This window comes from Christiangramia sp., assembly GCF_029937855.1.
In the GTDB taxonomy this organism is placed as follows: Bacteria; Bacteroidota; Bacteroidia; order Flavobacteriales; family Flavobacteriaceae; genus Christiangramia.
Window position 1 is genome coordinate 217085 of sequence record NZ_JAPYPC010000002.1, and the last position, 24834, is coordinate 241918.

Consider the following 24834-nt stretch of genomic DNA (forward strand, 5'->3'; position numbering starts at 1 on the left):
TTTACAGGCTTGTTTATAAAATTTCAAAAACAACACATCCTAATGGAGGAATGTTTATTTCTGCCGAATACTCCCGGCCATGTAATTTTTTATTTTGGATTTTAAGTGTTTTATTTTTTACTCCTGAACCTCCATATTTCTTATCGTCAGAATTGAAAATTTCCTTTAGGTTTCCTGCTGAAGGTAGTCCTATGCCATAGTTTTTAAGTACTGTGGGGGTAAAATTACAAACAACTATAAGTGATTTTTTGGGATCTTCCCCTTTTCTTATATAGCTTAAAACAGAGTTCTGACTGTCATCATAAGCAATCCATTCAAAACCATCTGCCGTAAACTGTTTTTCGTGAAGAGCTGGTTTAGTTTTATATATTTTATTAAGATCTGTAAGTACCTGCTTGATTCCCTGGTGAGGTTCATATTCCAGTAAATGCCAATCGAGGCTGGTATTAAAATTCCATTCTTCATACTGTCCAATCTCCGCACCCATGAATAATAGTTTTGCTCCGGGGTGGGTGAACATATAGGAATATAAAAGCCTTAAATTGGCAAACCGCTGCCAGTCATCCCCAGGCATTCTACCCAATAATGATTTTTTACCGTATACCACTTCATCATGACTTAAGGGAAGTGCAAAATTTTCCGTAAAGGTATAGGTCATGCTAAAAGTAATGTCATTCTGGTGATGTTGCCGGTAAATAGGATCTTTTTTGAAATATTCCAGGGTATCATGCATCCATCCCATCATCCATTTCATTCCAAATCCTAGTCCGCCAAGGTCTACAGGACGGGAAACCATAGGGAATGAAGTTGATTCTTCAGCAATCGTTTGTACCCCTTCAAAACTTTTATAAACTTCGGTGTTGAGGTCACGTACAAAGCTAATGGCGTCCAGATTTTCTCTTCCGCCATGTTCATTTGTCTCCCATTCCCCATCTTCCCGGGAATAATCGAGATAAAGCATAGAAGCCACAGCATCTACCCTTAGGCCGTCAGCATGGTATTTGTCCAGCCAGAAAACGGCATTACTAATAAGGAATGACCTTACTTCGTTTCTTCCGTAGTTAAAAATCAAACTTTTCCAGTCGGGATGATAGCCTTTACGTGGATCTGGGTGTTCGTAGAGATGGGAACCATCAAATTGGCCCAACCCATGCCTGTCTTCGGGGAAATGGGAGGGAACCCAGTCCAGAATAACCCCAATTCCTGCTTTATGAAAAGCATCCATGAGGTACATAAAATCCTGCGGATCCCCGAATCTCGAGGTAGGTGCGAAATAACCGGTTAATTGATAGCCCCAGGAAGGATCATAGGGATATTCCATAATGGGCATAAATTCCACGTGGGTAAAACCAACTTCTTTTACATAAGAGACAAGCTCATCTGCCATCTCCACATAGGTAAGGGAGCGGTTTTCATCCATATTCTTTCTCCAGGATCCTAAATGAACTTCATAAATAGAATAGGCATTGTCAAGTCCATTTTTGTCTTTTCGGGAAGACATATATTTTTTGTCTTTCCATGTATAGTCCAGGTCCCACACAATAGAAGCTGTATTTGGAGGGTGCTCGCACTTAAGGGCATAAGGATCTGCCTTCTCCAGCTTCATATCACTATTATGTGAATGTATCTTATATTTATATTTTGCTCCTTTTTCTACACCGGGAATAAAACCTTCCCAAATTCCACTTTCGTCCCATCTCACGTTTAAAGGATGCTCGCCTTCCAGCCAATAATTGAAATCTCCAATTACTGAAACCGATTTTGCCGTGGGCGCCCAAACTGCAAAATAAACTCCTTTTTGGCCTTCTACTTCCATAAGGTGAGCACCAAATTTTTCGTAAAGCCTGTAATGTTTACCTGCTTTAAAAAGAGATATATCGAAATCTGAAAATAAAGAGTGTACCTGTACTTCTTTCTTCATAATAATTTTTAATTTTTCTTATTCTTTAAAATACTGGCGATCCCTCTTAATGGGATAATGGTCCATCGGGGCCTTGAATTTAATTCATATCCCAGTTCATATACTGCTTTTTCCAGGAGGCAGTAATCCAGTAAAAATTCTATTTCCTGTTTATAACCAATATTAAGGTTTTCAGACTGTACTTTATGCACATAGGTTTCCATAAAAACCCCAATCATATACTTATAGAGAATTTCACCAGCCTCAAACATATCTTCCTGGGAAGTGGAGAAACTTCCATCATTATTAAAGATAGTGGAATATATGGCATAATGGAAAGACCTGAACATACCAGCAACATCTTTTAAAGGGGGTTGTTTAACTTTTCTATCCTGGATGGTACTTTCAGGTTCGCCCTCAAAATCCAACAGGTAAAAGTCGTCATGGTCTACCAGCACCTGTCCCAGGTGGTAATCTCCGTGGATCCTGATCCTTTCACTTTTCATACGGGTCCAGGTGAAATTCAGAAAATGTTCCCTGATCTCTTTTTTCTTATCCAAAAATTCTTTGGCCAGTTCCAGCGCTTCCCCATCCAGCTTATGCATGTTATTTTCAATAGTATTCAACCTATTCTGAAACATATAAATAAGCCTGTTTTTAAGCCACACGGCATAATCACCGTTGTACTTAGTAGGAGTGAAGGCAGTATCCTGCATGTCACTACCCAGAGCAATATGCATTTCAGCAGTTCTTTGAGCTAATTTTGAAACTTTTAGAAAAATATTTAATCCTGCAAAATCAATAATTTCGGGCGGAATGGAATTGATAGGTTGTCTTTGATATAGCGGGATAGGGGGTAATTTTTTAACCTTTATCTTTTTCTTTTCAAGATTGACAAAAACTGACTTTAATTCTTCCAGCATATATTTCCACGCATCACCTTCATTCTCGATAAGATCCTGCATAAGGCCAAGGGTAATCGTGTCTCCGTTATCGAGTGCCAGATTAATACTTCCGGCATAAGCAGGGATATTTTTGAAATTGCTTTTTTCAGTTAAAAACCGGCTTATTTCATAATCTGGATTTTTGCTAGTATATATCCTTCGGAAGAATTTCATTACCAGACTGTTATTATAAATAATAGAGGTATTACTCTGTTCACCCCCCATAAAAGTAGATGATTTATAATTCTCCGGTTTCATGGTTTCAGACCTGTGGAAAAGGATCTTTTTATGGGATTGATCTGCACTATATCCCATAATCCTGTCGAATATCAGGATCCTGAAATCTTCTATATGCAATGCATCTATCAAATAACCTTCTTCATCGTGAAAACTTACCGGGGCGATCACAGTAGTGGTTTCCAGATCTTCTTTGTTGCCCGGGAAAAAGCAGATGGGGATAAAATAATCCTGAAAAAAAGCTTCACTAAAATTAATTTCAATTAAAACACCGTAATAGGTATGCTTCTCTGAACTAAGTTTACAATGATCTACGACTTCAATATATTTTAAGGTGCTGGATTTTCCGGCATACCAGCGTTTCTTCAAAATATAATTCTCAAGAATTTCGGTGCTGAAAGTCTTTATAAATTCCTGATCCTCAAATGCGGTTTCCCAGCTATTTTTAAACTGGAAATCTGAAGTATTGGCTTTTGGTTGTGCCTTCTTTGTCATCTTTTAATTTTTATGGATCGTGAACAAATGGAATGGCATACCAGGATGTAGTTCTACGTAGCACCATTCCTGATCCCAGTGGTAAGAATTCCCTGTAATTTGATCTTCAACTCTAATGAATTGTCCTGGCTGAAGGCCAAGTTCGTGTCTGGGAACCTTTACTGATCCTTGTTTGGAATTATAGGGATCCAGACTCACCACCATAAGGCTTTGATTTTCTTTCTCCTGATCGTATTTGTAATAGGCCATCAACCCGTCATCATGGATTTCCCAAAACTGGATATTATTGGTTTGTTGAAGGGAAGCATTATTTTTTCTGGCTTCGTTAATTTTAGTGATCACGCGCATGAGCTTGTTTTCAGCATTCCAATCCCAATGGCTAATCTGATATTTTTCAGAATCCATATACTCCTCTTTTCCCGGAACAGCATCAGACACCATAAATTCGAATACAGGCCCGTAAATGCCGGTATTGGAGCTTAGGGTGGCCGCCAGAAAATAGCGTATCATGAACATAGCCTCATTAGCACCCTGAAGGTGATAAGGATTAATATCTGGCGTATTTGGCCAGAAATTAGGCCTGAAATATTCACTTAATTCTGTTTTGGTTAATTGATTAACATATTCGGTTAATTCATGTTTATTGGTTCTCCAGGTAAAATAGGTATACGATTGAGTAAAGCCTTGTTTTCCCAGTTGCTCCATAATTTTTGGCCTGGCAAAAGCTTCGGCCAGGAAAATGATATCAGGATGTTTCTTTTTAACTTCATCAATAAGCCACCCCCAGAAATAAAAAGGTTTGGTATGTGGATTATCTACTCTAAAAATCTGTATTCCCGCCTCTTCAATCCAGTATAACACGATATCCAGGAATTCTTTCCACATTTTCTTCCATTCTTCAGATTCAAAGTAGATAGGAAGTATATCCTGATATTTTTTTGGAGGATTTTCAGCATATTGAATAGTTCCATCGGGTCTCCATTTAAACCAGTTTGGATGTTTCTTTACATAAGGATGGTCTGGGGCGGCCTGCAAAGCAAAATCCATGGCAACTTCAATGTTCATTTCTTTTGCTTTGTTAACGAGCGATTTAAAATCTTCCAGACTTCCTAATTCCGGATGAATATCCTTGTGTCCGCCTTTATTGGAACCAATACCCCATGGGGAGCCCACATCACCCTCTCCCGCATCTTTTGCGTTGTTTTTTCCCTTACGGTTTACTTCGCCAATAGGATGAACCGGAGGAAAATATAAGGTGTCAAAACCCATTTCGGCTACGCGTGGCAGGAGGCGTTCACAATCTTTAAAAGTACCATGTTTCCCTTTTTCCAAGGAGGCCGAACGGGGAAAGAATTCATACCAGGTACTGTACCTTGCTTTTTTTCTATCTACATAGACCGGGAATTTCTTAGTTTCTAATGGAACAGCCTTATGTGGATATTTTATAAGGATAGTTTCTAGTTCCTTATCAAGGCAAATGTTTACCGCTTCTTCATATTTTTCTTTTTCGCTGAAGGCTGTAATTGCCCGTTTTATTAGAATCGCGTCTGTCTTATTACTTTGTTGCAAAAGGGGTTTAAGAAGCTCTGCACCTTCCAATAATTCTGAGCTTACCTTTTGCCCATCTTCAATTTTCTTGATGATACCATGTCTCCAGTTTAGGCCATGATCTTCCCACCCCTGGATATAGAATTGAAAATTTCCCTGGGTCTCTACTGAAAATGCTCCTTTCCAGCTATCATTTTCAAGAGGATACATTCTCGTTTCATTCCAGGTACGTTTCCCCGAGTGCTTATAAAATATAGAAGCCTGGATAATATCATGGCCATCACCAAAAATATCGGCTTTCACATTTACTATTTCATCCAGGACCCTTTTAACAGCATATTCGCCACAGTTTATTACAGGGCTAATATTTTCAATTATAATTCTACTCTTCTCTAGCATATAGATATTTGAGTTTTAATTTTTTGATCGTCAGAATATTAAATTTAATAAACAGATTTTTAAAATCGTACCGATTAGGAAACTTGTTTAGTTTTTTGACAATTAATTAAGGTTTATTGATTTTGATAAAATTTGTAACTATCAAATCCTTGGACTATTCGTTAAAATTTAAGAAATTAGAGAGGTTAGTGAAGATATTCTTAATAGGTCAATTAAATTTTATAGTTATGGACATCAAAAAATTAAATAGATATTTAGGGAAATCCTTTGTTTTTACTCTTCTTAGCATAATCATCTTTTCCTGCCAGGATAAAGCGAAAAAAAATGATGAGGTTCAGGATGAAGTACGTGCAGAATTTCAAAAAAGAATTGATGAAGATGCAAAGACGGAGGTGATCACCATTCTTACTAATGCTATGGAATTTCAAACTAAAGATGAGTTTCCTTCCGGCTGGAATACTATTAGGTATAAGAACAGATCTAATGAAACCCATCTAATTCTTTTTGATAAATATCCTGAAGGAAAAGGATTAGAAGATACAAAAACAGATATTGTTCCACCATTCCAGCAGGGAATGGATCTTATTAACGAAGGGAAAATAGAAGAAGCGGGAATGGCATTTGGAAAATTGCCAGAATGGTTCCAGGAGGTTGAGTTTGTGGGAGGAGTTGGACTTATTTCACCGAAATCAACGGCTCAATCTACCCTATACCTCGAACCGGGAACCTATATTATTGAGTGTTATGTAAAAATGCCAAATGGGGTTTTTCATACTACTGAAGGAATGGCAAAGCAAATTGAAGTCGTTGAAAACAATAGTGGAATGGAACAACCAGATGCAGATTATAGCATAACAATTTCAGCAAATGAAGGAATTGTGTTTGATGAAAATGTGAGTACGGGAAAAAGAACCTTCGCTGTGAATTTTGGTAAACAAAAGGTACATGAGCATTACCTGATGCATGATGTAAATTTAGTATGGATTGAAGAAGGGGCCGATATTTCTAAATTAAACAGCTGGGTGAATTGGTCTGCCCCGGACGGATTACAGACACCCGCTCCTGCCGGGTTTAAATTTCTTGGAGGAATGCAGGAAATGAAAGAAGGCGGTATCGGTTATTTTACAGTAGATCTAAAATCGGGGAAATATGCCTTGATTGCTGAAGTTCCGGATCCACAAAGTAAAGGGATGTTAAAAACATTTACGGTAAACTAATGGTGTATTCAGATAAACAGTAAAGTAACTGATAAATGCGTTTTGAAATAAGATAATATACATGTTCAATTTGGGAATTTTATGATAGAAATAAGAAGAAGTTTATTTTTGCCTTATGCAAACAAATAATCTGCAACAGGGTTTCTTCGGAATAGGGATTCAAAATGGTAAAACCCCTGAAAATCTTGGAGTACTCTGGCGTTCTGCCCAGAATATGGGCGCTAGTTTTATATATACCATTGGAAACCGATATTCTAAACAGGCATGCGATACCCATAAAGCGGTAGGCGCCATGCCGTATTTTCATTATAAAACATTTGAGGATTTTTACGCCCATTTACCTAAAGGGGCAATGCTGGTTGGAGTGGAGCTCACCAAAGATGCTCAGCCATTAGAGGAGTTTAAGCATCCGCGTAGATGTGTTTACTTACTAGGAGCTGAAGATCATGGATTATCTAATAAGGCTATCGATAAAGCCCATTATCTGGTAAAATTTAAATCTACTTTGAGTTTAAATGTTTCAGTAGCCGGAAGTATCGTAATGTATGATAGGGGAATGAAAACCGACTTTTCTACCTGATTATTTAGCTTTTGGAAGTTTCTTCTTCCTGAAAAAGATTCTTTTCCTTTATCATTTTAGCAGTAAGTCCCGGAACCATATTTTCCCATTCATGATTACCCTCACGAATTAATTCATATACCTTCCTTGGATGAATCCCCAGCGACTCTTCATCATAATCTTTGATGTCTATCACTTTATCATTGTCCATAAAAAATTTGTAAAGTTCTTTAACTCTAGGATGCACTTTTAAGTTTTTACTGGTAATAATCTCACCGGTTTTTTCATCCTTCATGGGATATAAATAGACTTTCAGGCTTTTAAAGAATAATTTCCCAAAGGCTTCCAGGATTCCTCCACTAAGGTGCCGATAATATTTTTCATTAAAAATGTCGACAAGGTTATCAACACCCATGGCGAGACCTAATTGTTTTTTAGTGTGCATGGAAAAATATTCCACCACTTTATAATATTCCTGAAAATTAGAGATCATTACCGTTTGTCCTGATGCACAAAGTAAATCTGCCCGATCCAGGAAATCTTTTTCATCAATTTCACCTTCAGCTTTCAGGTTATTTAGAGTCATTTCGAAAATGATGACCGTCTTATCAGGATTCACATCTTCTTCTTCCAGAAAAAGTTTTCTGGCCGAGGTATACATATTGAGATTCAAATTAGTAACCGGTCTAAAACTTCCTCTTAGGGTAAGGATATTTTTTTTGTAAAGTACATTGGCAGGCAATATGTTATTGCCGTCGGTAGAGAACATCACCGCATCGGTGATACCTTCTTTCACCAGCTCCAGGCTCATTAATCGGTTGTCTACCTCTTTAAAAACGGGGCCTCTAAAGTTAATATTATCTATTTCAATCTTATCTACGCTAAGATGGTCGTATAATTTCTTGATAAGCTGTTTTGGGTCGTCACTCTGGTAAAAGGCTGCGTAAATTAAATTTACACCCATGATCCCCAAACTTATTTGTTGTTGGGAAGCATTGTTTTCGTGAAACTGCACGTGCAGCAAAATCTCACTGTATTCCTGCTTAGGTTCACGCTGAAATTTAATTCCCAACCAACCATGCCCTTTATACTTTTTAGCCCAGTCTATGGTTGCCACCGTATTGGCATAACTAAAAAACAGTTTATTGGGATATTTTTTTCGGGAAAGTCGCTCTTCAATAAGGTTAGCTTCATAATCTATCATCCGCTTTAAGCGGGCTTCAGTTACATACCTGTTTTGGGGATCCAGGCCATAAATAGCATCGCTAAAATCTTTATCGTAAGCACTTAAGGTTTTGGCAATAGTTCCCTTCGGATTGCCGGCCCGGAAAAAGTGACGAACCGTTTCCTGCCCTGCTCCAATTTCAGCAAATGTCCCGTAGATATTCTCGTTGAGATTCAACCTGGTACATTTATTCTGAATGGATAGGATATTCTGAAATTCATCTTCACTTAGCTCGGCCATGTAATAAACTATTTTGATTTTCTGGTTCCTGAAAGTTAGGAATATTATATTTTCTGGTAGGTCTTTTTAAGTAATGTTTAAAATAATTTTACCAAGTTTTATAGGCTTTTTTAGTTGGTCTTGTTTTAAATTTTGTTTGTGCGCAAAGTATCCTAAATTGAAAAATGATTTTATTCTGAACTTGTTTCAGAATTTCATTTCCAGGTAAATTCAGGCCATATTGAGACGCCGCATTAAATTAGTGTGACGAATGAATTTTTGGGACAGAAAACGATGCATTTTAATTTTATGCTTTATTATTATTGCGGAAAAAATGGATCGAAAGAAAATAAAATGTATTTTCATGTGGATTCTAAAAAATTCTCCTACATGAGAACACGTTACATACTGATATTTACATTATTATTTATGGCTATTTCCAATGCGCAATCCAATCAATTTCAATTAAATAAAGATCATGATGCGATCCAGGTGAAAGACCTGAAGGCTTCTGCTAAATTCTATGGTGATGTTCTGGGTTTAAAGGAAATTCCAAATGGCGGACTGCCAGCACATATTCGCTGGTTCCAGCTAGGTAACGCGGTGCAAATACACCTAATTGAAAGTGATAGTATTCCAGAGAACCAAAAAGGGGTGCATATGGCTTTGAATACGAATAACTTGCAGGAAGTGATGAAATTCTTAAAAGAAAAGGACATCCATTTTGAGAACTGGACAGGTGAAGTTGAAACTACGAATACCCGGCCAGACGGTATTAAACAAATATACCTGCAGGATCCGGATGGTTACTGGATTGAGATTAATGACGGCAGCCTTTAGATCTTATCAGTTGCGACCTTGTAAGTAGGATCTTCCAGGATATTTACTTCAATAATGGCATCAGCATTTTCAAGCAACCTGCGGCAATCATTGCTTAAATGCCTAAGATGAAGAGTTTTTCCTTGTTTTGAATAGCGTTCCGTAAGTTTGTTCAAAGCTTCAATTCCAGACATATCTACGACACGACTTTCAGAAAAATTGATGATCACTTCATCAGGATCGTTTAATACATCAAACTTGCTATTGAAAGCAGAAATAGATCCGAAGAAAAGCGGACCATAAATTTCATAATGTTTAACCCCATCTGCATCTATACTTTTTCTCGCGCGTATCCTCTTTGCATTATCCCAGGCAAATACCAGTGCAGATATGATCACTCCAACCAATACCGCCAGCGCCAGGTTATGAAGGAAGATAGTGACCAGTGTAACCAATACCATCACGATCACGTCAGATTTAGGCATTTTATTAAAGGTCTTTAGGGAAGCCCATTCAAAGGTTCCTATTGCCACCATGACCATTACTCCGGTTAATGCAGCCATAGGTAATTTTTCAATTAGATCGGCTCCAAACATAATAAAAACGAGCAGCATAACGGCTGCCGTAATTCCAGATAGCCTGGCCCTTGCTCCGGAAGAAACGTTAATTAAACTTTGACCCAACATTGCACAGCCTCCCATTCCGGAAAAGAAACCGGAAAGTATATTGGCTGAACCCTGTGCAACACATTCTTTATTTCCCCTTCCCCGGGTTTCAGTAATTTCATCGATAATATTCAAAGTAAGCAGGCTTTCAATAAGTCCTACTCCAGCCATAATCAAGGCATAAGGAAAAATAAGTGATAGAGTCTCAAAGTTTACCGGCACCATTGGTATATGGAACGGGGGAAACCCACCGTTTATGGAAGCCATATCACCAACGCTTTTGGTGTCTATTCCCAATGCCACTACAATCCCGAAAATTGCGAGGATTGCTGCAAGTGATGAAGGGAATACTTTGGTAAGCTTTGGAAGCCCCCAAATAATAAACATCGTAATTAACACCAAACCTAAGAAAATATAAAATGGAGGTCCAGTCATCCATACTGTTTCACCAACTGCGTTTACCGTTTTAAACTGGGCTAATTGAGACATAAAGATGATGATCGCGAGTCCGTTTACAAAACCAAATATTACCGAATGTGGGACAAGCCTTATCAATTTTCCTAATCTGAAAACTCCCGATAACACCTGTAAAATTCCGGCCAATACTACGGTGGCGAAAATATATTCCGGTCCGTGGGAAATTGAAAGCCCCACGATCACCACAGCAACTGCACCGGTAGCTCCAGAAATCATTCCCGGTCGCCCGCCAAGGATAGCGGTAACCAGTCCCATTACAAAAGCGGCATACAACCCTGTGAGCGGCGAAAGTTTCGCGATCATGGCAAAAGCAACTGCTTCAGGGATTAAGGCCAGGGCAACGGTAAGACCGGCCAGAATTTCAGTTTTATAATTAACTTTTTGAGAAAAATCGAATAAGTTCAATACTCTTTTCATCTGGAATATTATTTTAAATCTGGCTTTTTCAGCAAAATTTAAGAAGCGGCAAAAATAGTCATTAAAAACAGAAGAGCAAGCCATGGATAGTATAGATTCCTATTTTTATTAAATTATGATTTTCAGTAAGTTATATTGAGTCACTAAAATAGTTTAAATGGATATCCTTAAAATATTAAATCGTTCAATGACAATTGTTAGAATTTCAATAAAGATTAGGTAGCAGTTTGCAAATGAAATACCTTTGCAAAAATTTTCATTATGGCACATAAGGCTGGTTTTGTAAATATTATTGGAAATCCCAATGTGGGAAAATCAACTTTAATGAATGCTTTTATTGGGGAAAGACTTTCTATCATTACCTCGAAAGCACAAACCACACGTCACCGAATCCTTGGTATTGTAAATGGAGAGGATTTCCAGGTGATCCTGAGTGATACGCCGGGAATAATTAAACCGGCTTATGAACTTCAGGCATCTATGATGGATTTTGTAAAATCTGCTTTTGAAGATGCAGATGTGTTGATTTATATCGTAGAGATAGGGGAGCAGGGTTTAAAAGATGAGGCCTTTTTCAATAAAATTGCGAATTCAGAAGTCCCGGTGTTGTTATTGCTGAATAAGATTGACAAATCTAACCAGGAACAACTGGAAGAACAGGTGACATACTGGACAGAGAAAGTTCCTACGGCTGAAATTCATCCAATCTCAGCTCTGGAAGGCTTCAATGTTTCTGAAGTATTCAATAGAATTATAGAATTATTGCCGGAATCACCGGCTTTTTACCCGAAAGATACACTTACAGATAAACCGGAACGTTTTTTTGTGAATGAGATTATTCGCGAAAAGATCCTGATGCATTATAAAAAGGAGATTCCTTATAGTGTGGAAATTGAAACCAATGAGTTTTTTGAAGAAGAAACCATTATTAGAATGCGTAGCATTATTATGGTGGAAAGGGAAACTCAAAAAGGGATCATCATTGGTCATAAAGGAACGGCTTTAAAGAGAGTTGGAGTAGAGGCGAGGAAGGATCTGGAAAAATTCTTCGGTAAACAGGTGCATTTGGAGCTATACGTAAAAGTGAATAAAAATTGGCGTAGTGACGCACAGCAACTTCGCAGATTCGGATATACCGATAAAAAATAAACTTTTCAGCATAATACTGGGGGGAAGTTTAATTGGTTTAAAACCATTAATTTTGCTCCCTGAAATCAATTTATAGTTATGGGCAATATTGTCGCCATTGTGGGTAGACCTAATGTAGGGAAATCAACTTTTTTTAACCGACTTATACAGCGTCGTGAAGCGATCATTGATTCGGTAAGCGGGGTAACCCGTGACAGGCATTATGGAAAGTCTGACTGGAATGGTCGTAAATTTTCTTTAATCGATACGGGTGGTTATGTAAAGGGCAGTGACGATATTTTTGAAGCTGAAATTGATAAGCAGGTAGAACTGGCCATAGATGAAGCCGATGCTATAATTTTTATAGTTGATGTGGAATCTGGGGTAACCCCAATGGATGAAGAAGTGGCTACTTTGCTTAGAAAAGTAAATAAACCAGTACTGCTTGCGGTAAATAAAGTAGATAATAATAAGCGTTTGGCCAATGCGGTTGAATTTTACTCCTTAGGTTTAGGAGAATACTTCCCCATAGCCAGTACCAATGGTAGCGGAACTGGAGACCTGCTGGATGCACTTATTGAAGCCTTACCGGAAATCGAGGAAGAGGAAGAGTCTGAATTACCGAGATTTGCAGTCGTTGGAAGGCCAAATGCAGGAAAATCTTCCTTTATTAATGCGCTGATTGGGGAAGACAGGTATATAGTAACCGATATCGCCGGAACTACCCGCGATTCTATTGATACCAGGTACAATAGATATGGCTTTGAGTTCAATCTAGTGGATACAGCTGGAATTCGAAGAAAATCGAAAGTTAAGGAGAACCTGGAGTTTTATTCTGTAATGCGTTCTGTTAGAGCCATTGAAAATAGTGATGTTTGTTTGCTGGTATTGGATGCTACCAGAGGTTTTGATGGGCAGGTTCAGAATATTTTCTGGCTGGCGCAAAGAAACCATAAAGGGATTGTGATTTTAGTTAATAAATGGGATCTTTTAGATAAGGAAACGAATACCATGAAGGAGTACGAGGCTATGATACGTCGCGAGATTGAACCTTTTACAGATGTTCCTATCATATTCATTTCGGTACTGACCAAACAAAGAGTTTTTAAGGCCATTGAGACTGCCGTAAAAGTATTTGAAAGTAGAAGTACGAAGATAAAAACACGTCAGTTAAACGATGTGATGCTTCCTATTATAGAAAAAAATCCACCACCTGCTTACAAAGGGAAGTATGTGAAGATTAAATTCTGTATGCAGTTACCAACGCCGCATCCACAATTTGCTTTTTTCTGTAATCTTCCTCAATATGTAAGGGATCCTTATAAAAGATTTATAGAGAACAAATTACGTCAGGAATTCGACTTCCAGGGAGTGCCGATTTCCATTTTTTTCAGGAAAAAATAAGAAGAGAAATAAACCTATTGAGTTTTCATCAGTCTTAAAGTTAGCATTATTGCAATAAATAACTATTTTTATAGTTATTAAACTATTCTAGTAGTTTCAAACCAACCTAACCTCAATTTGATGAAAATTCGATTTCTTATTGTCCTGCTTATCACCACTTTTTCTTATTCGCAGGAATTTACCATCACCGGAAAAATACTTAATACTGAATCCCAGCCGCTCGAATCGGCCACGGTTTATGTGGAGAAAATAGCAGATAGCAGCCTGATGACCTATACCATTTCTGAAAAGGATGGTGCTTTTCTATTAAAAGGGAATACCGAAAATAATTCTGCAAACCTGTTCGTGAGTTATGCCGGTTTTAAGCCTTACCGTAAGCAAATAGATATTACTAAAAGCCAGGATGTGGGCACGATTCAACTTGAAGTGATGGATAATGCGCTGGATGAAGTTACCCTCACCGCATCCAGGGCACCAATTACTATAAAAAAGGATACCCTGGAATTTAATGCAAATTCATTTAATACCAGGCAGGATGCTAACCTCGAGGAGTTAATGAAAAAACTTCCGGGTGTGGAGGTAGATTCAGATGGAAATATCACCGTAAATGGAAAACCGGTATCGCGTATATTAGTGAACGGAAAGGAATTTTTTGGAAACGATCCCAAGATTGCCACCAAGAACCTTCCGAAGGAAATTATTGATAAGATACAGGTAACCGATACTAAAACCAAAAGCGAGGAATTTACCGGGAAAGCCGGTGATCCCGATAATAAAACCATCAATATTGAGCTGAAGGAAGACAAGAACAAAGGATATTTTTCCAGGCTTACTGCTGGCGGCGGAACCGATGAACGTTATGAGCTAAGCGGGATAGCAAATTATTTTAAGGATGATCTACGAGTAAGTGTACTCGCCAGTTCCAACAACATTAACAGTTCGGGTTTTAGTTTTGATGAAGTATTTGACATGATGGGAGGTAATGCAAGAAGCATACGGTTTAATAGTAATGGTTCTTTCAGTATTAATGGCAATGGTTTTGGAAGCAATAACGGAATTACAAAATCTGAAACTGCCGGATTTAATTTTGTGAATGAATGGGAAAATGATATGGAACTTAGTGCAGATTATTTCTACGGAGGAAATGATACGGAGACCAGAACACGTGTAGAACGCGAAAATATCCTGCCGGATTCCAGGTATTTTACAAATTCCTTAAGTTCCAGTAACCTTATTAATGATAGCCATAGGGCAAATTTGCGTTATGAAGTAGAGTTTGATACGCTTACCAAACTTTCTGTTACTCCAAGGTTTAATGCGAACATTGGAATTTCTTTTAGAGATCGTTATGAAGAGAACCTGGATGAAAATATGAATTTACAGAATACCTCTGTAATAGATGAAATGGAAGAATTAAATAGTGCCGATTTCTCTAACAATATTGATTTTATTAAGCGTTTTGGAAGTCGTGGTTCTTATCTTCAAATAGATGTGAACCATTCTCACAGCACACAGGAAAATGAAAATATTTATTTTTCAGAAAGTAATTTTCTCAATAATGTTGATAATAATGAAATACAGGATCAGTTAATAGATCAGGATGAAAATACCAATTCTTTTGGAGCGGGAATTTCTAAGCGAAATGTCCTTGCGCAGAAACTGTTTCTTGATCTTAATTATGATTTTTCAACTTCTAAAAGTCGAAATACCAGAAATGTTTTTGATGCGGTTGATGGGGATTATACCAATTTCAATGAATTGCTTAGTAACGATTTTGAAGTAAAGAGTTTTAAGCATACTCCAAATGCAGGAATAAATTATGAAGGGGAAGTATGGCGGGTGGATACTGAAATTGGTCTATTAAACACCACACTAAAAACCGATAATTTCATCAATGATATTTCCTTTGATAATACATATAATAATATTTTTATAGATGCCGATATTCGATATTCCATAGAGCGATCTAAAAGTATTAGCCTTGGGTATAGTACCAATGCCGAGGTGCCTTCGGTTAGACAATTACAACCGGTTGAAGATCGTACCAATCCCTTTAATATCATTGTTGGTAATCCCGAACTTGAGCCAACTTTTAATCAACGTGTAAATTTTAATTTCAGAAATTTTGACTTTGCCACCCGCAGTGGATTTTTTGCTTATATGTATGCGAATTTTACCAATAATCAGGTAGTGGCAACAAGTAGTGTGGAAAATTTTGTACGAACTACCACTTACACCAATGTAGATGGGGTTATAAACGGAAACCTTGGAGGCTCTTACAGTAAAACTTTTAAAAAAGACGCCAGGGAACTTCGGTTACGATTACGAATGAATACGGGTTATAATCGCAACGTAGGATTTATTAATGCTGTAAAATATACTTCTGATCAATTTAATCTAAGTCCGGGATTTCAACTGACTTACGCCATTGATGAGTTGTTGGAGATCAATCCAGGTTATACATTAAATTACAATGATATTGAATATGATATTAATAGCGGAAGAGACCAAAGTTATACCAATCATACATTATCCCTCGAAACTACAACCTATTGGCCCAAAAATATAGTTTTCGGAAACGATATTTCCTACAACAGATTTGGAAATGTATCGCCCGGTTTTGATAATACCTCTTTATTATGGAACATGAGTTTAGGCTACCAATTCTTAAAAGACAATGCTACCCTGAAGGTGAAAGTTTATGATCTCCTGGATCAAAATGTGGATACAAGACGACTTGTAGGGGACGATTATATTCAGGATGTAAACAATTTGGTACTGCAAAGATATGCAATGTTAAGCTTTACCTATAAATTAAGCAGTTTTGGAGGAGGAAAAGCCCCACAGGGAAGAAATAGGATAATTAGAATGTGATCTGTCCGATAAAAATTTTTAAAAATGAATCTGAACCCAGTATTTTCAGTCGTTAAAGAATTTTACTACTTTCTATATCCTGCTTTTAGAAATTTCTGAATTGTAGTATTCTTAGGAAAACATAATTTTAAGTTTAAACGCGAAGCGGTATACATGCATTAATTCAACATGAGAGAAAAAAATAGACCTTTTAAAGCCTAAAAAGTCCGATTTTTCCATGGCCAAATTATGGACCAGGTCATACGCCTAAAATATTGTTGATTCAACGATTATTTTTTGAATTAGATGTGTAACTCATTAAATTTAAGAGAGTTGAATTCTAATTAAAAAAAAGGCTTATGGAAATTTTTACTGATTTTGTTGATAATTATAAAGGATCCTTGCAGGGATTAAACATTTTTGCCAAAATAGGAGTTACCCTGGCTTTGGTGTTGATTTTACTTGCGGTGATAGGAGCAATTGTTAATGTGATTGTTCTCAACGTATAATTGTTGCGCTTTAATTTTACGTCTTCATCTTTAGACTGTCTATTGGCTTAACATGTAAGTCGAGAGGGAGTCTTTTGTCTTTAAAGTAATTTTATCATCTCCTGCGCCGGGCAGTGATTGTTTCAAACCTGGACAGGAACTTCTTCTCGAAAATGCGCCTGCAATTTAGAGGTATAGTCGCATCTGTTTTACAAACTTTCTTATTATTAATCACACTTTGGAGCTCATAAAGGTCTATGGCTCGTTATAATGATCAATTAATCCAGATATCCCCTGCTAGATTCTTTGCCAGAAACAATCAAATGATGAGGAATCATTTTTACATGAAGAAGTAATAGAATAAGAAGAATGGCGGTAAAGGAATTGGCTAATAACAATAATCGGGAGGCCTGAAATGGTGGGGGATTAACTGAGCAGGTGCATTCAAGCTATTTAAGCAGAGAATTTATGCTATAGCATAAGCCGTTAAAGAAAAGTAAAACATAATCTAGCCTTTCTTCCTTCTCCTTTCATGTACTATCTTTATGGAAAAACACAGATTAACAGCAATTTAGGTGGGGTTATGGATTTAAAAAATAAGAAAGTTTTCATAACAGGAGGAAGTGCCGGTATAGGTAAAGCAATGATTAAAGAATTACTTCAACGCGGGGCCAAGAATATCGCTATCTTAGGAAGAAAGGAGGCGCCAATGGAGAAGCTGGAAAAAGAATTCAGTTCTGCCAACTTTCTGCTCATTCAGGGGGACGTGTCCCAGCCCAAAGATATAGAAAGAGGTATTGCTCTTATTACGCGGACCTGGGGTGAACTGGACATTTTAATAAATAACGCGGGAGTGGTCAGTGCTGGCCTGCTCTCAGACTTAAGTGACGATGATATTATTCAGCAAATCAATGTAAACCTAACGGGGCTGATACTTTTAACCAAAAAATCACTCCCACTGTTAAAGAACAGCAGAGAAGGAGCTATTATGAATATTTCATCTGGCTATGGCTATATCGCAATGCCTTTCTATAGTGTCTATGCGGCCACTAAAGCGGCCGTGCAACAATTCTCAGATGCAATGAGAAGAGAACTTCATCAATACCCCTTACACGTAATGACAGTATATCCATCGGCTACAGATACAAATATGATGAAAACGGCTAAGGTAGGAGCAATGGACAGTCCTGAAGAGGTCGCACGATTGTCTATTGATGGTTTAATTTCAAAAGAGATCAATGTAATCCTGGGAGGAGAAGAAAGAAAACAACAAATTAATCTCAATTTCACCCATCCTCGAAAGATGGATGAAATAGCAATAGAGAATTACGAGAACCTCGAAGAAAGAACCAGAAGGCACCGCTCGATGTGATTCAATCTTATGATTTAAAGGAAATAGAAAGATTAGGTAATAACTAGAATTTAATTAAGGATTATGAAAAAGAAGATGAAAGCAGCAAATTACAACGAATTTGGCGGGTCAGAAGTAGTAAAAATTTCAGAAGTAGATCTTCCTGAACTTAAGGAAGGAGAAGTGCTGATAAAGATAAAGGCTGCAGGAGTAAATCCTGTTGATGCGGTAATTCGAGAGGGACAGTATAAGGATATGATGCGTCACAATTTTCCTATTATCCCTGGATGGGATATGGCTGGGATAGTAGAAGAGAGGGGACATGCCGCAAGACGATTTGAAGTAGGGGACGAGGTGTACGCATACGCGCGGAGGCCGGAAATACAATGGGGCACCTTTGCAGAATATATGGTGATACCCGAAAGTTATCTGGCATCCAGACCAAAGAGCATTTCCTGGGAAGAAGCAGCAGGAATTCCCCTGGCGGGTCTTACAGCTTATCAGTCATTATATGTGGCGGGTAATCTAAAAGAAGGCCAAAAAGTGTTAATTCTGGGGGCATCCGGAGGGGTTGGAAGTTTTGCTATTCAATTAGCCAAAGTTAGAGGGGCGGAAGTTTTAAGTGTGGCAAGTGAAAAAAACCACCATTATATGAAATCTCTCGGGGCAGATCACACTATTGATTATAAGAATAATGATATTGGAACAGCTGCAAAAGAAATAGCTCCCGAAGGTGTAGATCTTATTTTTGACTGTACCAGTGGAGAAAGTTTAATGCAGAGTATAAAAGCTTTAAAACCATCAGGTAAATTAGTGTCTATTCTAAATCAGGGAGAAGAAATTGATGACGAGATAGATTTTCAGTTTGTATTTGTTGAACCAAATTCAAAACAACTGGATCATTACCGGCAACTGGTGGAGGAAGGAAAAATAACAGTAGAAGTAAGTAAAGTATTTTCAATTCAAGAGGCTCCAGATGCCCTAAAGCAAATTCAAACTTTACACACTACAGGAAAAATAGTTATAGCACCCCAAACAAATTAATGCAGGAAATAAAAAATTAAAATGAAAGAGACAAGGAAAAATTACCCTGTATTATTTTCAGAAATTAATATTAATAGCCTAACCTTGAAAAACAGGATAGCTCTTGCTCCAATGACCCGCACATCTGCTGAAGATAGCGGTGTACCATCCGATAGGATGCTTTCCTATTATAAGCGATATGCAAAAGGAGGTTTTAGCCTATTAATTTCTGAAGGCACTTATCCTGATGAAATGTACAGTCAGGGATATTTAAATCAACCTGGAATTGCTAACGGCGAGCATATAACTGGCTGGCGCCGTATAACAGATGCTGTTCATAAAGAAGGAGCCAAAATGTTTTGTCAACTCATGCATGCGGGAGCACTTTCTCAGGGGAACATTTATGCGGAAAAAACAATAGCACCGTCCACTATTACCCCAAAGGGAGAGCAACTGGGTTTTTATGGAGGGGAAGGAGAATATCCTACACCTGAAGAAATGAGCAAAAAAGAAATTCAACAGGTTAAAGAAGGATTTGTTCAAGCGGCTGTTAACGCACGTGAGGCTGGTTTTGACGGGGTTGAAATTCATGGAGCAAATGGGTATTTACTGGACCAATTTCTTACAGATTATACAAATAACCGGCGAGACGAATACGGGGGCAGCACAGAAAACAGGGTGAGACTTCTGGTTGAAGTGTGTCAGGCTGTTCGGGAAAAAATCGGGAAAGATTTTGCGGTAGGAATTCGTATTTCACAGGCCAAAGTAAACGATTACACCCATAAATGGGCAGGCGGGGAAAAAGATGCTGAAATAATATTTTCACAGCTTAATAGTTCAGGGATAGACTTTTTACACGTCACTGAATACCATGCCGATGCACCTGCTTTTGATGACAATGGTCCTTCTCTGGCTTCTCTGGCAAGAAATTGGACGAATGTGCCTGTTTTTGCCAATGGAAATCTAAATTCTCCGGACCTGGCAGAGCAGGTAGTGTCTAAGAATGAAATTGACGTAGTAGCTATAGGAAAAGCTGCTTTAGCCAACAAAGAATGGGCTTTAAAAGCGCGGGATGCTAAGGAGATGGAAGAGTTTGATCCTGAAAAATTCTTTGTTCCCGATGCTAAAATTAAGAATTTTGAGCTTTAGTAGGTGAAAACAAAATCTACTGATTGATATAAGTTTATTATGAAACAGAGCTCTAGAAGGAAGAAGCCGGGTAAAAGATTTAGAATAAACGGTTCAAAAGAAGAGATCAAAATATGAACCGCATAAATTATGCGGTTCTGTATTTTTCCGGTGCCTTCCTTTCCACCTCATGCACTTAATTCTGCGTCAGAAAATGTGGTACACATTCTGGAGCCGTTTTCTGGTTACCTCCTCTCTGTCGCCAGTTTTTAGTGGCGGGCGGGAGGTTTTAGTTGGTACTAAAGGAAAATTACAATGAGAGTCGCGAAGATAAGGCAACAAAAAAACCCGCAACATCGTTACGGGTTTCCTGGGTGGTGCCTCCAGGAATCGAACCAGGGACACAAGGATTTTCAGGGCGAAACCCAGTCCGTTACCAAAACTAAGCCGCTGTGTTTAAACGTGTTAAAATTTATGATTAAGCCGATTTTTGAATTTCAGCCGGTTTTTTATTAACTCGGTTAATAGGTTTTTTTTTATTGAATATACGGCTGCTGAACCCAAATATGAATTCTACATTCACATTATAGACCTTACATAGCTGCCTTATGTCCTCTGCAGTGAAGTGCTGTTTTCCAAGTTTGATATTTCTTACATTCTGATTGATAATCCCTGTGTTCCGTGATATATCGAGCTTCCATCTTTCTCTGCCGGTATTTATAATATGCTCATAAGCTTCCAGCATCCGGGCATCGGTTACATTTAATTTTGACATGTGGTTTAGTTTAGTTTGAAAATTTACAGTTTAAATTCGATTCAGATTATAAGGGTTTTCCCTTGCTTTTATTCATACCATTGGATGATCTCAATAAGTTCACAATTATTATTTATCTCAGCTATTACATCTTTCTTTAAGGTGCCTCCAAACGAATTTTTAGCACTGAATTTTGTAATTAATGTAATAGAAGAATCATTATCAAGGTACCTGGTTTCTATATGCTCATAGCTTTCTTCATCATTCAGGCTTGATTTAATTCTTTCTTCCAGTTCCGGGTGAGATCCATCCCATGCAGATAAACAATTTTCAATATGCTGTACTCTCTTTTCTGCATCGGTTAGCTGAGGTGTTTCGCTTTCACCGGAAAAAAACCAAATACCAATTATAATTGCAATTAACACAAAACCCAAACACCCAAAGGTCGCGATCTTTCTTTGCTTTGTTAGATCTGCATCACAGTTCGGACAGTTTTTCATATCCTTATTTACTTCATGATTGCATTTAGAACATTTTTGTTTCATTAGTTTTGGTTAAATTTATTATGGACTATTTTTAACTGGCTTTGGTGCCCCTTTTTAGACTATCGATGTAGTCTTCAAGTAATCCTCTTAGGAAAATAATTTCATTATTTAATATTTTGTTTGTTGCAATAAGTGTATAAGGATTTGTTTCATCCATTACATTATTCTCACTTTCAGATTTTCTATATTTTATAGGTTTTTTACTTAATTCAGTACAGTCAAAAAACTCACAGGGAGAAACATTTAGCTCTTCTGATATTTTTAATAAATCTTCAACCTTTATTTTATTTCCTGACTTTTCATAAGCTAAATATGTTCGTTGAGATACATTGATTTTTTCCGCAAATTCTTTTTGCGTAAATTTTTTCTCCTCTCTTAAAGCTTTTAATTTCAATGTGTTAAACACTAAATAATAATTTTAACGTGCAAAAAATTGCGCAATAGGAAAATAATTGCATATATTTGCCTTAATGTTATTTTAATATTCTAAAACAAAAGTAACAATAAACTTTAAAACGGTAACTAAGGGATTCCTATGATAACCACAAAACAAAAAAAGTACATCCTGAAAGCCATTGGAAGTAAACATATTTCCAAGATCAAGAAATGGGCGAAAGATAACGGAGTAAGGAAAGATGACGGTACCGAGTTTTCAGCCTCTATGTTCTCTATGGTATTGCACTGGGATAACACAGGAGTTTCCCATAAGCTTGTGGAAGATGCCATTTTTGGGGCCGCAAAGTTTTATCTGGAAAAATCCAAAGACGAACAACAATCGAGAAGAGATTTTATAGAAGAGGTGAAAGAAGCCAAGCTATAAAAAAACCTGAAGCTGGCACTTCAGGTCTCACATAATAACTAACTAAACCACATTATTATGCATGCCAAAACTACTACTTCAAATACTTTCCCGCAACAAATATTTGCAGGAATTAACCTTAAAAACTCAAATGATGTTGAGTTTGTTGGAATAAAGAAAACCAAAACGGTTGTTTTCTTACAGAATGGAAGTGTCAAGCCTTTCAAAAACCTTCAGAATGATTACCTCCAGCTTATCCTGGACAGCTTTAATGGTGATGAAGGTTCGAGACCCTACTTTGAGGGGTTGGACGTTCCATTGCTTAGGAAACTTGAAATATATACCTACTACATGTGGGGCGACCTGGACCACACGCCAGATATTATAAACGGTGTGTTGCAGCCTTCGGAAAACTTTCGCGACTGTACCAATTGCCCTTCCATAAAGTTTAGTAATAAGGAATTTACGGTACATGATGAGGTACTGAATGAGCGAGATCTTACAATCATAGATATGTCGTTAAAAGAAGAGACAGATATCGCTATCGCTTCCAGACTTAATATAGCCGTAAAGACGTTGGATTCCTATAAAACAAAATTGTTTAAAAAGATGGGCGGTGTGCAAAGTAAAATAGGATTGGTATCTGCTAGCTACCAGCACCGGCTTACAACTGTTTAAAAGTTAAGTTATTAACTTAAAAATATATAGACATGAATAAACCTGTACTCCTTAAAAGAGTAAAAAGATTAGAGGCAACCGGTAAGTTGTTTCTGGAAGAAGCTACGGCGATAAGGAAAGAACTGGAAGGTGGTGCTTCCAGTTCCCCTGAAAAGGGACTTAATAAAGCCGATGCAGCCGCTAAAGTCCTGGCAAACCGAAGAAAAGCAATAAACTAAAAACCAGAATTCCCCCTGAAATTATGAATTTTAATGCTACCTTAAATCAACTCGTTAAGAAAACCTTCTACCATCAAGCCTGTACTTTAGAAATTTTCAAAAAGCTTAAAGATATCTCCAATTATTACGATCTACTGGCCTTTGTAAAAGAACACAGCAGTTTTTTTATCATTAACGAGATCATAGATCATGACTGGCTTTCACAATTCCCAAAAGATACACTGGCCAGTCTTAATATCTTCCTGAATGGTGCCAACAACCTTTTACTGGATAAGCGAAACTTTACCGCACTGGTATATAACTGCCACCTTACCACAGATGTACTGGATGATTCTGTAGCGGGAATCAAGGTATTTGGCACCGGGTACCTGGAAGCCAATCTAAAAGGTAAATCTGCCACCGCTATCAAAGCTTATGGAAGATCTTCTATTGAGGTTGTTGCTACAGACTATGCGGTGGCGAATGTGAGCCTTTACCAGAAATCCAACGGACATGTTACCAATGAAGGGGAAAGCATTGTTATGGTTCTAAATAACTCTTCAGGGGAACATGTTTTTCAGGGTAATGAACAACTAATCTTAAAATAATTTATGAAACCACTAACTCAGGATCAGATAGATTTTATCCAGGCTTGCAATGAGGCTTTGCGCAAGGATTTAAAAACCAAACAAAAAAAGATCGAAGAACAGGCTTGTTTGATCGCTTATTATGAAGAGCAACTGGAAATAAGCAAACCTGCTACCAGGGGAAACCCTCCACCCCATATTAAGTACCCGGACTGTTTTAAACCTCTTAATAAATTCTCGTTAAGTTAATAACTTAAAAAACTAACCAATCATGGAAATATTTTACATCATTTTAATCATAGTAATCCTGGCCGGTTTCGCAATAGGTGGTTTTGTAACCTACAAACATATCCAAAGGATCGTGGAAGAAGAGCAGGCCGCTGAGGTGAAAGCCATTCAGCAAATGGATATAGAATGTCATTCCCATTGCACCGAACCCTGTACGGAGTATTGCTATGGAATGAAGAAGGAAGTTGAAAAAGACAAGCCTCAGTTATGGATTTGATCTTTATAGAAAACAGGATCCTGTTCTGGAAGCAAAAGAAAGACCGCTTGCTAAAACTTAAAAAATCAGAACGTGGAAACGGGTTAAAGGAAGCAGATAGCATCATAGCCCGGTTAACAGATTGGAAAAACGAATTATCTAAACCACATAACTCATGAGAATTGAAAATAATACCTTATTAGAAATATATCAGAAAGATATAAAAGATGGATGCCTTAAAATCCCAAATTCAGTAACTCATATTGGAGCCGGGGCGTTTCGTGGAAACCAATT

At 37.6% G+C, this 24834-nt stretch carries 25 protein-coding genes; 17 read left to right on the forward strand and 8 right to left on the reverse strand.

Translation table 11 applies throughout. The features are described from left to right. Positions 1–13: 13 nt before the first annotated feature. From glgB to Q1K34_RS02120, 3 genes are read right to left on the reverse strand one after another with little or no spacing between them, the layout of a single operon-like run. The gene (glgB, locus tag Q1K34_RS02110) at positions 14–1921 is read right to left on the reverse strand and encodes a 1,4-alpha-glucan branching protein GlgB (RefSeq protein WP_300434020.1); all 1908 of its coding nucleotides are present in this window, start codon (positions 1919–1921) and stop codon (positions 14–16) included. Between the two features lie 8 nt (positions 1922–1929). Next, positions 1930–3576, reverse strand: a complete 1647-nt coding sequence (locus tag Q1K34_RS02115) for a trehalose synthase (protein WP_300434021.1) — start codon at positions 3574–3576, stop codon at positions 1930–1932. A 3-nt stretch (positions 3577–3579) separates the two neighbouring features. After that, positions 3580–5523 carry an alpha-1,4-glucan--maltose-1-phosphate maltosyltransferase gene (locus Q1K34_RS02120; RefSeq protein WP_300434022.1) on the reverse strand — a complete coding sequence of 648 codons (1944 nt, stop codon included), beginning with the start codon at positions 5521–5523 and terminating at the stop codon, positions 3580–3582. 227 nt (positions 5524–5750) lie between these two features. Between Q1K34_RS02120 and Q1K34_RS02125 the strand changes: the two genes are divergently transcribed. Then, positions 5751–6740, forward strand: coding sequence for a hypothetical protein (locus tag Q1K34_RS02125; RefSeq protein ID WP_300434023.1), 990 nt, complete (start codon positions 5751–5753; stop codon positions 6738–6740). A 115-nt stretch (positions 6741–6855) separates the two neighbouring features. Then, entirely contained in the window at positions 6856–7320 is a 465-nt protein-coding gene (locus Q1K34_RS02130) for an RNA methyltransferase (RefSeq protein ID WP_300434024.1), read from the forward strand. 4 nt (positions 7321–7324) lie between these two features. On the opposite strand, the gene Q1K34_RS02135 is transcribed toward Q1K34_RS02130, so the two are convergent. Beyond that, the gene (locus tag Q1K34_RS02135) at positions 7325–8764 is read right to left on the reverse strand and encodes a TonB-dependent receptor (protein ID WP_300434025.1); all 1440 of its coding nucleotides are present in this window, start codon (positions 8762–8764) and stop codon (positions 7325–7327) included. 369 nt (positions 8765–9133) lie between these two features. Here Q1K34_RS02135 and Q1K34_RS02140 point away from each other — a divergent pair, with 369 nt between their 5' ends. Then, entirely contained in the window at positions 9134–9583 is a 450-nt protein-coding gene (locus Q1K34_RS02140) for a VOC family protein (protein WP_300434026.1), read from the forward strand. On the opposite strand, the gene Q1K34_RS02145 is transcribed toward Q1K34_RS02140, so the two are convergent. Then, positions 9580–11121, reverse strand: coding sequence for a SulP family inorganic anion transporter (locus Q1K34_RS02145; protein WP_300434027.1), 1542 nt, complete (start codon positions 11119–11121; stop codon positions 9580–9582). The genes Q1K34_RS02140 and Q1K34_RS02145 overlap by 4 nt on opposite strands. A 261-nt stretch (positions 11122–11382) precedes the next feature. Here Q1K34_RS02145 and era point away from each other — a divergent pair, with 261 nt between their 5' ends. The 7 genes from era (at position 11383) to Q1K34_RS02180 (ending at position 20517) form a co-directional block, all read left to right on the forward strand. Continuing rightward, the gene (era, locus tag Q1K34_RS02150) at positions 11383–12270 is read left to right on the forward strand and encodes a GTPase Era (protein WP_300434028.1); all 888 of its coding nucleotides are present in this window, start codon (positions 11383–11385) and stop codon (positions 12268–12270) included. 78 nt (positions 12271–12348) lie between these two features. Continuing rightward, positions 12349–13653, forward strand: a complete 1305-nt coding sequence (gene der / locus Q1K34_RS02155) for a ribosome biogenesis GTPase Der (protein ID WP_300434029.1) — start codon at positions 12349–12351, stop codon at positions 13651–13653. Between the two features lie 120 nt (positions 13654–13773). Then, positions 13774–16527 (forward strand): outer membrane beta-barrel protein, encoded by a 2754-nt coding sequence (locus tag Q1K34_RS02160; RefSeq protein WP_300434030.1) that lies wholly within the window; start codon positions 13774–13776, stop codon positions 16525–16527. 338 nt (positions 16528–16865) lie between these two features. Next, entirely contained in the window at positions 16866–17015 is a 150-nt protein-coding gene (locus Q1K34_RS02165) for a hypothetical protein (RefSeq protein WP_300434031.1), read from the forward strand. A gap of 562 nt (positions 17016–17577) precedes the next feature. Beyond that, on the forward strand, positions 17578–18366 hold the full coding sequence (locus Q1K34_RS02170) for an SDR family oxidoreductase (protein WP_300434032.1): 789 nt from the start codon (positions 17578–17580) through the stop codon (positions 18364–18366). Positions 18367–18429: 63 nt separating this feature from the next. Continuing rightward, positions 18430–19389 carry an NADP-dependent oxidoreductase gene (locus Q1K34_RS02175; RefSeq protein ID WP_300434033.1) on the forward strand — a complete coding sequence of 320 codons (960 nt, stop codon included), beginning with the start codon at positions 18430–18432 and terminating at the stop codon, positions 19387–19389. Positions 19390–19410: 21 nt separating this feature from the next. Continuing rightward, the gene (locus Q1K34_RS02180; RefSeq protein ID WP_300434034.1) at positions 19411–20517 is read left to right on the forward strand and encodes an NADH:flavin oxidoreductase; all 1107 of its coding nucleotides are present in this window, start codon (positions 19411–19413) and stop codon (positions 20515–20517) included. Positions 20518–20974: 457 nt separating this feature from the next. On the opposite strand, the gene Q1K34_RS02185 is transcribed toward Q1K34_RS02180, so the two are convergent. The 3 genes from Q1K34_RS02185 to Q1K34_RS02195 all read right to left on the reverse strand — a co-directional run bounded on the left by Q1K34_RS02185 (position 20975) and on the right by Q1K34_RS02195 (position 22201). After that, positions 20975–21271 carry a hypothetical protein gene (locus Q1K34_RS02185; RefSeq protein WP_300434035.1) on the reverse strand — a complete coding sequence of 99 codons (297 nt, stop codon included), beginning with the start codon at positions 21269–21271 and terminating at the stop codon, positions 20975–20977. Positions 21272–21339: 68 nt separating this feature from the next. Then, on the reverse strand, positions 21340–21795 hold the full coding sequence (locus Q1K34_RS02190; RefSeq protein ID WP_300434036.1) for a hypothetical protein: 456 nt from the start codon (positions 21793–21795) through the stop codon (positions 21340–21342). Positions 21796–21826: 31 nt separating this feature from the next. After that, the gene (locus tag Q1K34_RS02195; protein ID WP_300434037.1) at positions 21827–22201 is read right to left on the reverse strand and encodes a helix-turn-helix transcriptional regulator; all 375 of its coding nucleotides are present in this window, start codon (positions 22199–22201) and stop codon (positions 21827–21829) included. Between the two features lie 129 nt (positions 22202–22330). On the opposite strand from Q1K34_RS02195, the gene Q1K34_RS02200 reads away from it, so the two are divergent. From Q1K34_RS02200 to Q1K34_RS02230, 7 genes are read left to right on the forward strand one after another with little or no spacing between them, the layout of a single operon-like run. Then, a complete protein-coding gene (locus Q1K34_RS02200; protein WP_300434038.1) occupies positions 22331–22615 on the forward strand; it encodes a hypothetical protein in 285 nt (94 codons plus the stop codon). A gap of 57 nt (positions 22616–22672) precedes the next feature. Next, complete coding sequence (locus Q1K34_RS02205; protein ID WP_300434039.1) at positions 22673–23272, forward strand: LuxR C-terminal-related transcriptional regulator; 600 nt, start codon at positions 22673–22675, stop codon at positions 23270–23272. Between the two features lie 32 nt (positions 23273–23304). Further along, complete coding sequence (locus Q1K34_RS02210; RefSeq protein WP_300434040.1) at positions 23305–23490, forward strand: hypothetical protein; 186 nt, start codon at positions 23305–23307, stop codon at positions 23488–23490. A gap of 23 nt (positions 23491–23513) precedes the next feature. Then, entirely contained in the window at positions 23514–24077 is a 564-nt protein-coding gene (locus Q1K34_RS02215) for a hypothetical protein (RefSeq protein WP_300434041.1), read from the forward strand. Between the two features lie 3 nt (positions 24078–24080). Next, positions 24081–24305: a hypothetical protein gene (locus tag Q1K34_RS02220; protein ID WP_300434042.1), complete on the forward strand. Its 225-nt coding sequence runs from the start codon at positions 24081–24083 to the stop codon at positions 24303–24305. Positions 24306–24327: 22 nt separating this feature from the next. Beyond that, positions 24328–24561, forward strand: coding sequence for a hypothetical protein (locus Q1K34_RS02225; protein ID WP_300434043.1), 234 nt, complete (start codon positions 24328–24330; stop codon positions 24559–24561). Next, positions 24552–24719: a hypothetical protein gene (locus tag Q1K34_RS02230; RefSeq protein WP_300434044.1), complete on the forward strand. Its 168-nt coding sequence runs from the start codon at positions 24552–24554 to the stop codon at positions 24717–24719. Before Q1K34_RS02225 ends, Q1K34_RS02230 begins: the two co-directional genes overlap by 10 nt. Positions 24720–24834 lie beyond the last annotated feature (115 nt).

What these genes read in the sequence shown, in the direction of transcription:
- Q1K34_RS02230 (WP_300434044.1), top strand. Translation starts at nt 24,552, where the DNA reads ATGGATTTGATCTTTATAGAAAACAGGATCCTGTTCTGGAAGCAAAAG.
- Q1K34_RS02175 (WP_300434033.1), top strand. Translation starts at nt 18,430, where the DNA reads ATGAAAAAGAAGATGAAAGCAGCAAATTACAACGAATTTGGCGGGTCA.
- Q1K34_RS02205 (WP_300434039.1), top strand. Translation starts at nt 22,673, where the DNA reads ATGCATGCCAAAACTACTACTTCAAATACTTTCCCGCAACAAATATTT.
- era (WP_300434028.1), top strand. Translation starts at nt 11,383, where the DNA reads ATGGCACATAAGGCTGGTTTTGTAAATATTATTGGAAATCCCAATGTG.
- Q1K34_RS02180 (WP_300434034.1), top strand. Translation starts at nt 19,411, where the DNA reads ATGAAAGAGACAAGGAAAAATTACCCTGTATTATTTTCAGAAATTAAT.
- Q1K34_RS02115 (WP_300434021.1), bottom strand. Translation starts at nt 3,576, where the DNA reads ATGACAAAGAAGGCACAACCAAAAGCCAATACTTCAGATTTCCAGTTT.
- Q1K34_RS02165 (WP_300434031.1), top strand. Translation starts at nt 16,866, where the DNA reads ATGGAAATTTTTACTGATTTTGTTGATAATTATAAAGGATCCTTGCAG.
- Q1K34_RS02135 (WP_300434025.1), bottom strand. Translation starts at nt 8,764, where the DNA reads ATGGCCGAGCTAAGTGAAGATGAATTTCAGAATATCCTATCCATTCAG.
- Q1K34_RS02170 (WP_300434032.1), top strand. Translation starts at nt 17,578, where the DNA reads ATGGATTTAAAAAATAAGAAAGTTTTCATAACAGGAGGAAGTGCCGGT.
- Q1K34_RS02160 (WP_300434030.1), top strand. Translation starts at nt 13,774, where the DNA reads ATGAAAATTCGATTTCTTATTGTCCTGCTTATCACCACTTTTTCTTAT.
- Q1K34_RS02140 (WP_300434026.1), top strand. Translation starts at nt 9,134, where the DNA reads ATGAGAACACGTTACATACTGATATTTACATTATTATTTATGGCTATT.
- Q1K34_RS02215 (WP_300434041.1), top strand. Translation starts at nt 23,514, where the DNA reads ATGAATTTTAATGCTACCTTAAATCAACTCGTTAAGAAAACCTTCTAC.
- glgB (WP_300434020.1), bottom strand. Translation starts at nt 1,921, where the DNA reads ATGAAGAAAGAAGTACAGGTACACTCTTTATTTTCAGATTTCGATATA.
- Q1K34_RS02145 (WP_300434027.1), bottom strand. Translation starts at nt 11,121, where the DNA reads ATGAAAAGAGTATTGAACTTATTCGATTTTTCTCAAAAAGTTAATTAT.
- Q1K34_RS02190 (WP_300434036.1), bottom strand. Translation starts at nt 21,795, where the DNA reads ATGAAACAAAAATGTTCTAAATGCAATCATGAAGTAAATAAGGATATG.
- Q1K34_RS02130 (WP_300434024.1), top strand. Translation starts at nt 6,856, where the DNA reads ATGCAAACAAATAATCTGCAACAGGGTTTCTTCGGAATAGGGATTCAA.
- Q1K34_RS02220 (WP_300434042.1), top strand. Translation starts at nt 24,081, where the DNA reads ATGAAACCACTAACTCAGGATCAGATAGATTTTATCCAGGCTTGCAAT.
- der (WP_300434029.1), top strand. Translation starts at nt 12,349, where the DNA reads ATGGGCAATATTGTCGCCATTGTGGGTAGACCTAATGTAGGGAAATCA.
- Q1K34_RS02120 (WP_300434022.1), bottom strand. Translation starts at nt 5,523, where the DNA reads ATGCTAGAGAAGAGTAGAATTATAATTGAAAATATTAGCCCTGTAATA.
- Q1K34_RS02200 (WP_300434038.1), top strand. Translation starts at nt 22,331, where the DNA reads ATGATAACCACAAAACAAAAAAAGTACATCCTGAAAGCCATTGGAAGT.
- Q1K34_RS02225 (WP_300434043.1), top strand. Translation starts at nt 24,328, where the DNA reads ATGGAAATATTTTACATCATTTTAATCATAGTAATCCTGGCCGGTTTC.
- Q1K34_RS02185 (WP_300434035.1), bottom strand. Translation starts at nt 21,271, where the DNA reads ATGTCAAAATTAAATGTAACCGATGCCCGGATGCTGGAAGCTTATGAG.
- Q1K34_RS02210 (WP_300434040.1), top strand. Translation starts at nt 23,305, where the DNA reads ATGAATAAACCTGTACTCCTTAAAAGAGTAAAAAGATTAGAGGCAACC.
- Q1K34_RS02125 (WP_300434023.1), top strand. Translation starts at nt 5,751, where the DNA reads ATGGACATCAAAAAATTAAATAGATATTTAGGGAAATCCTTTGTTTTT.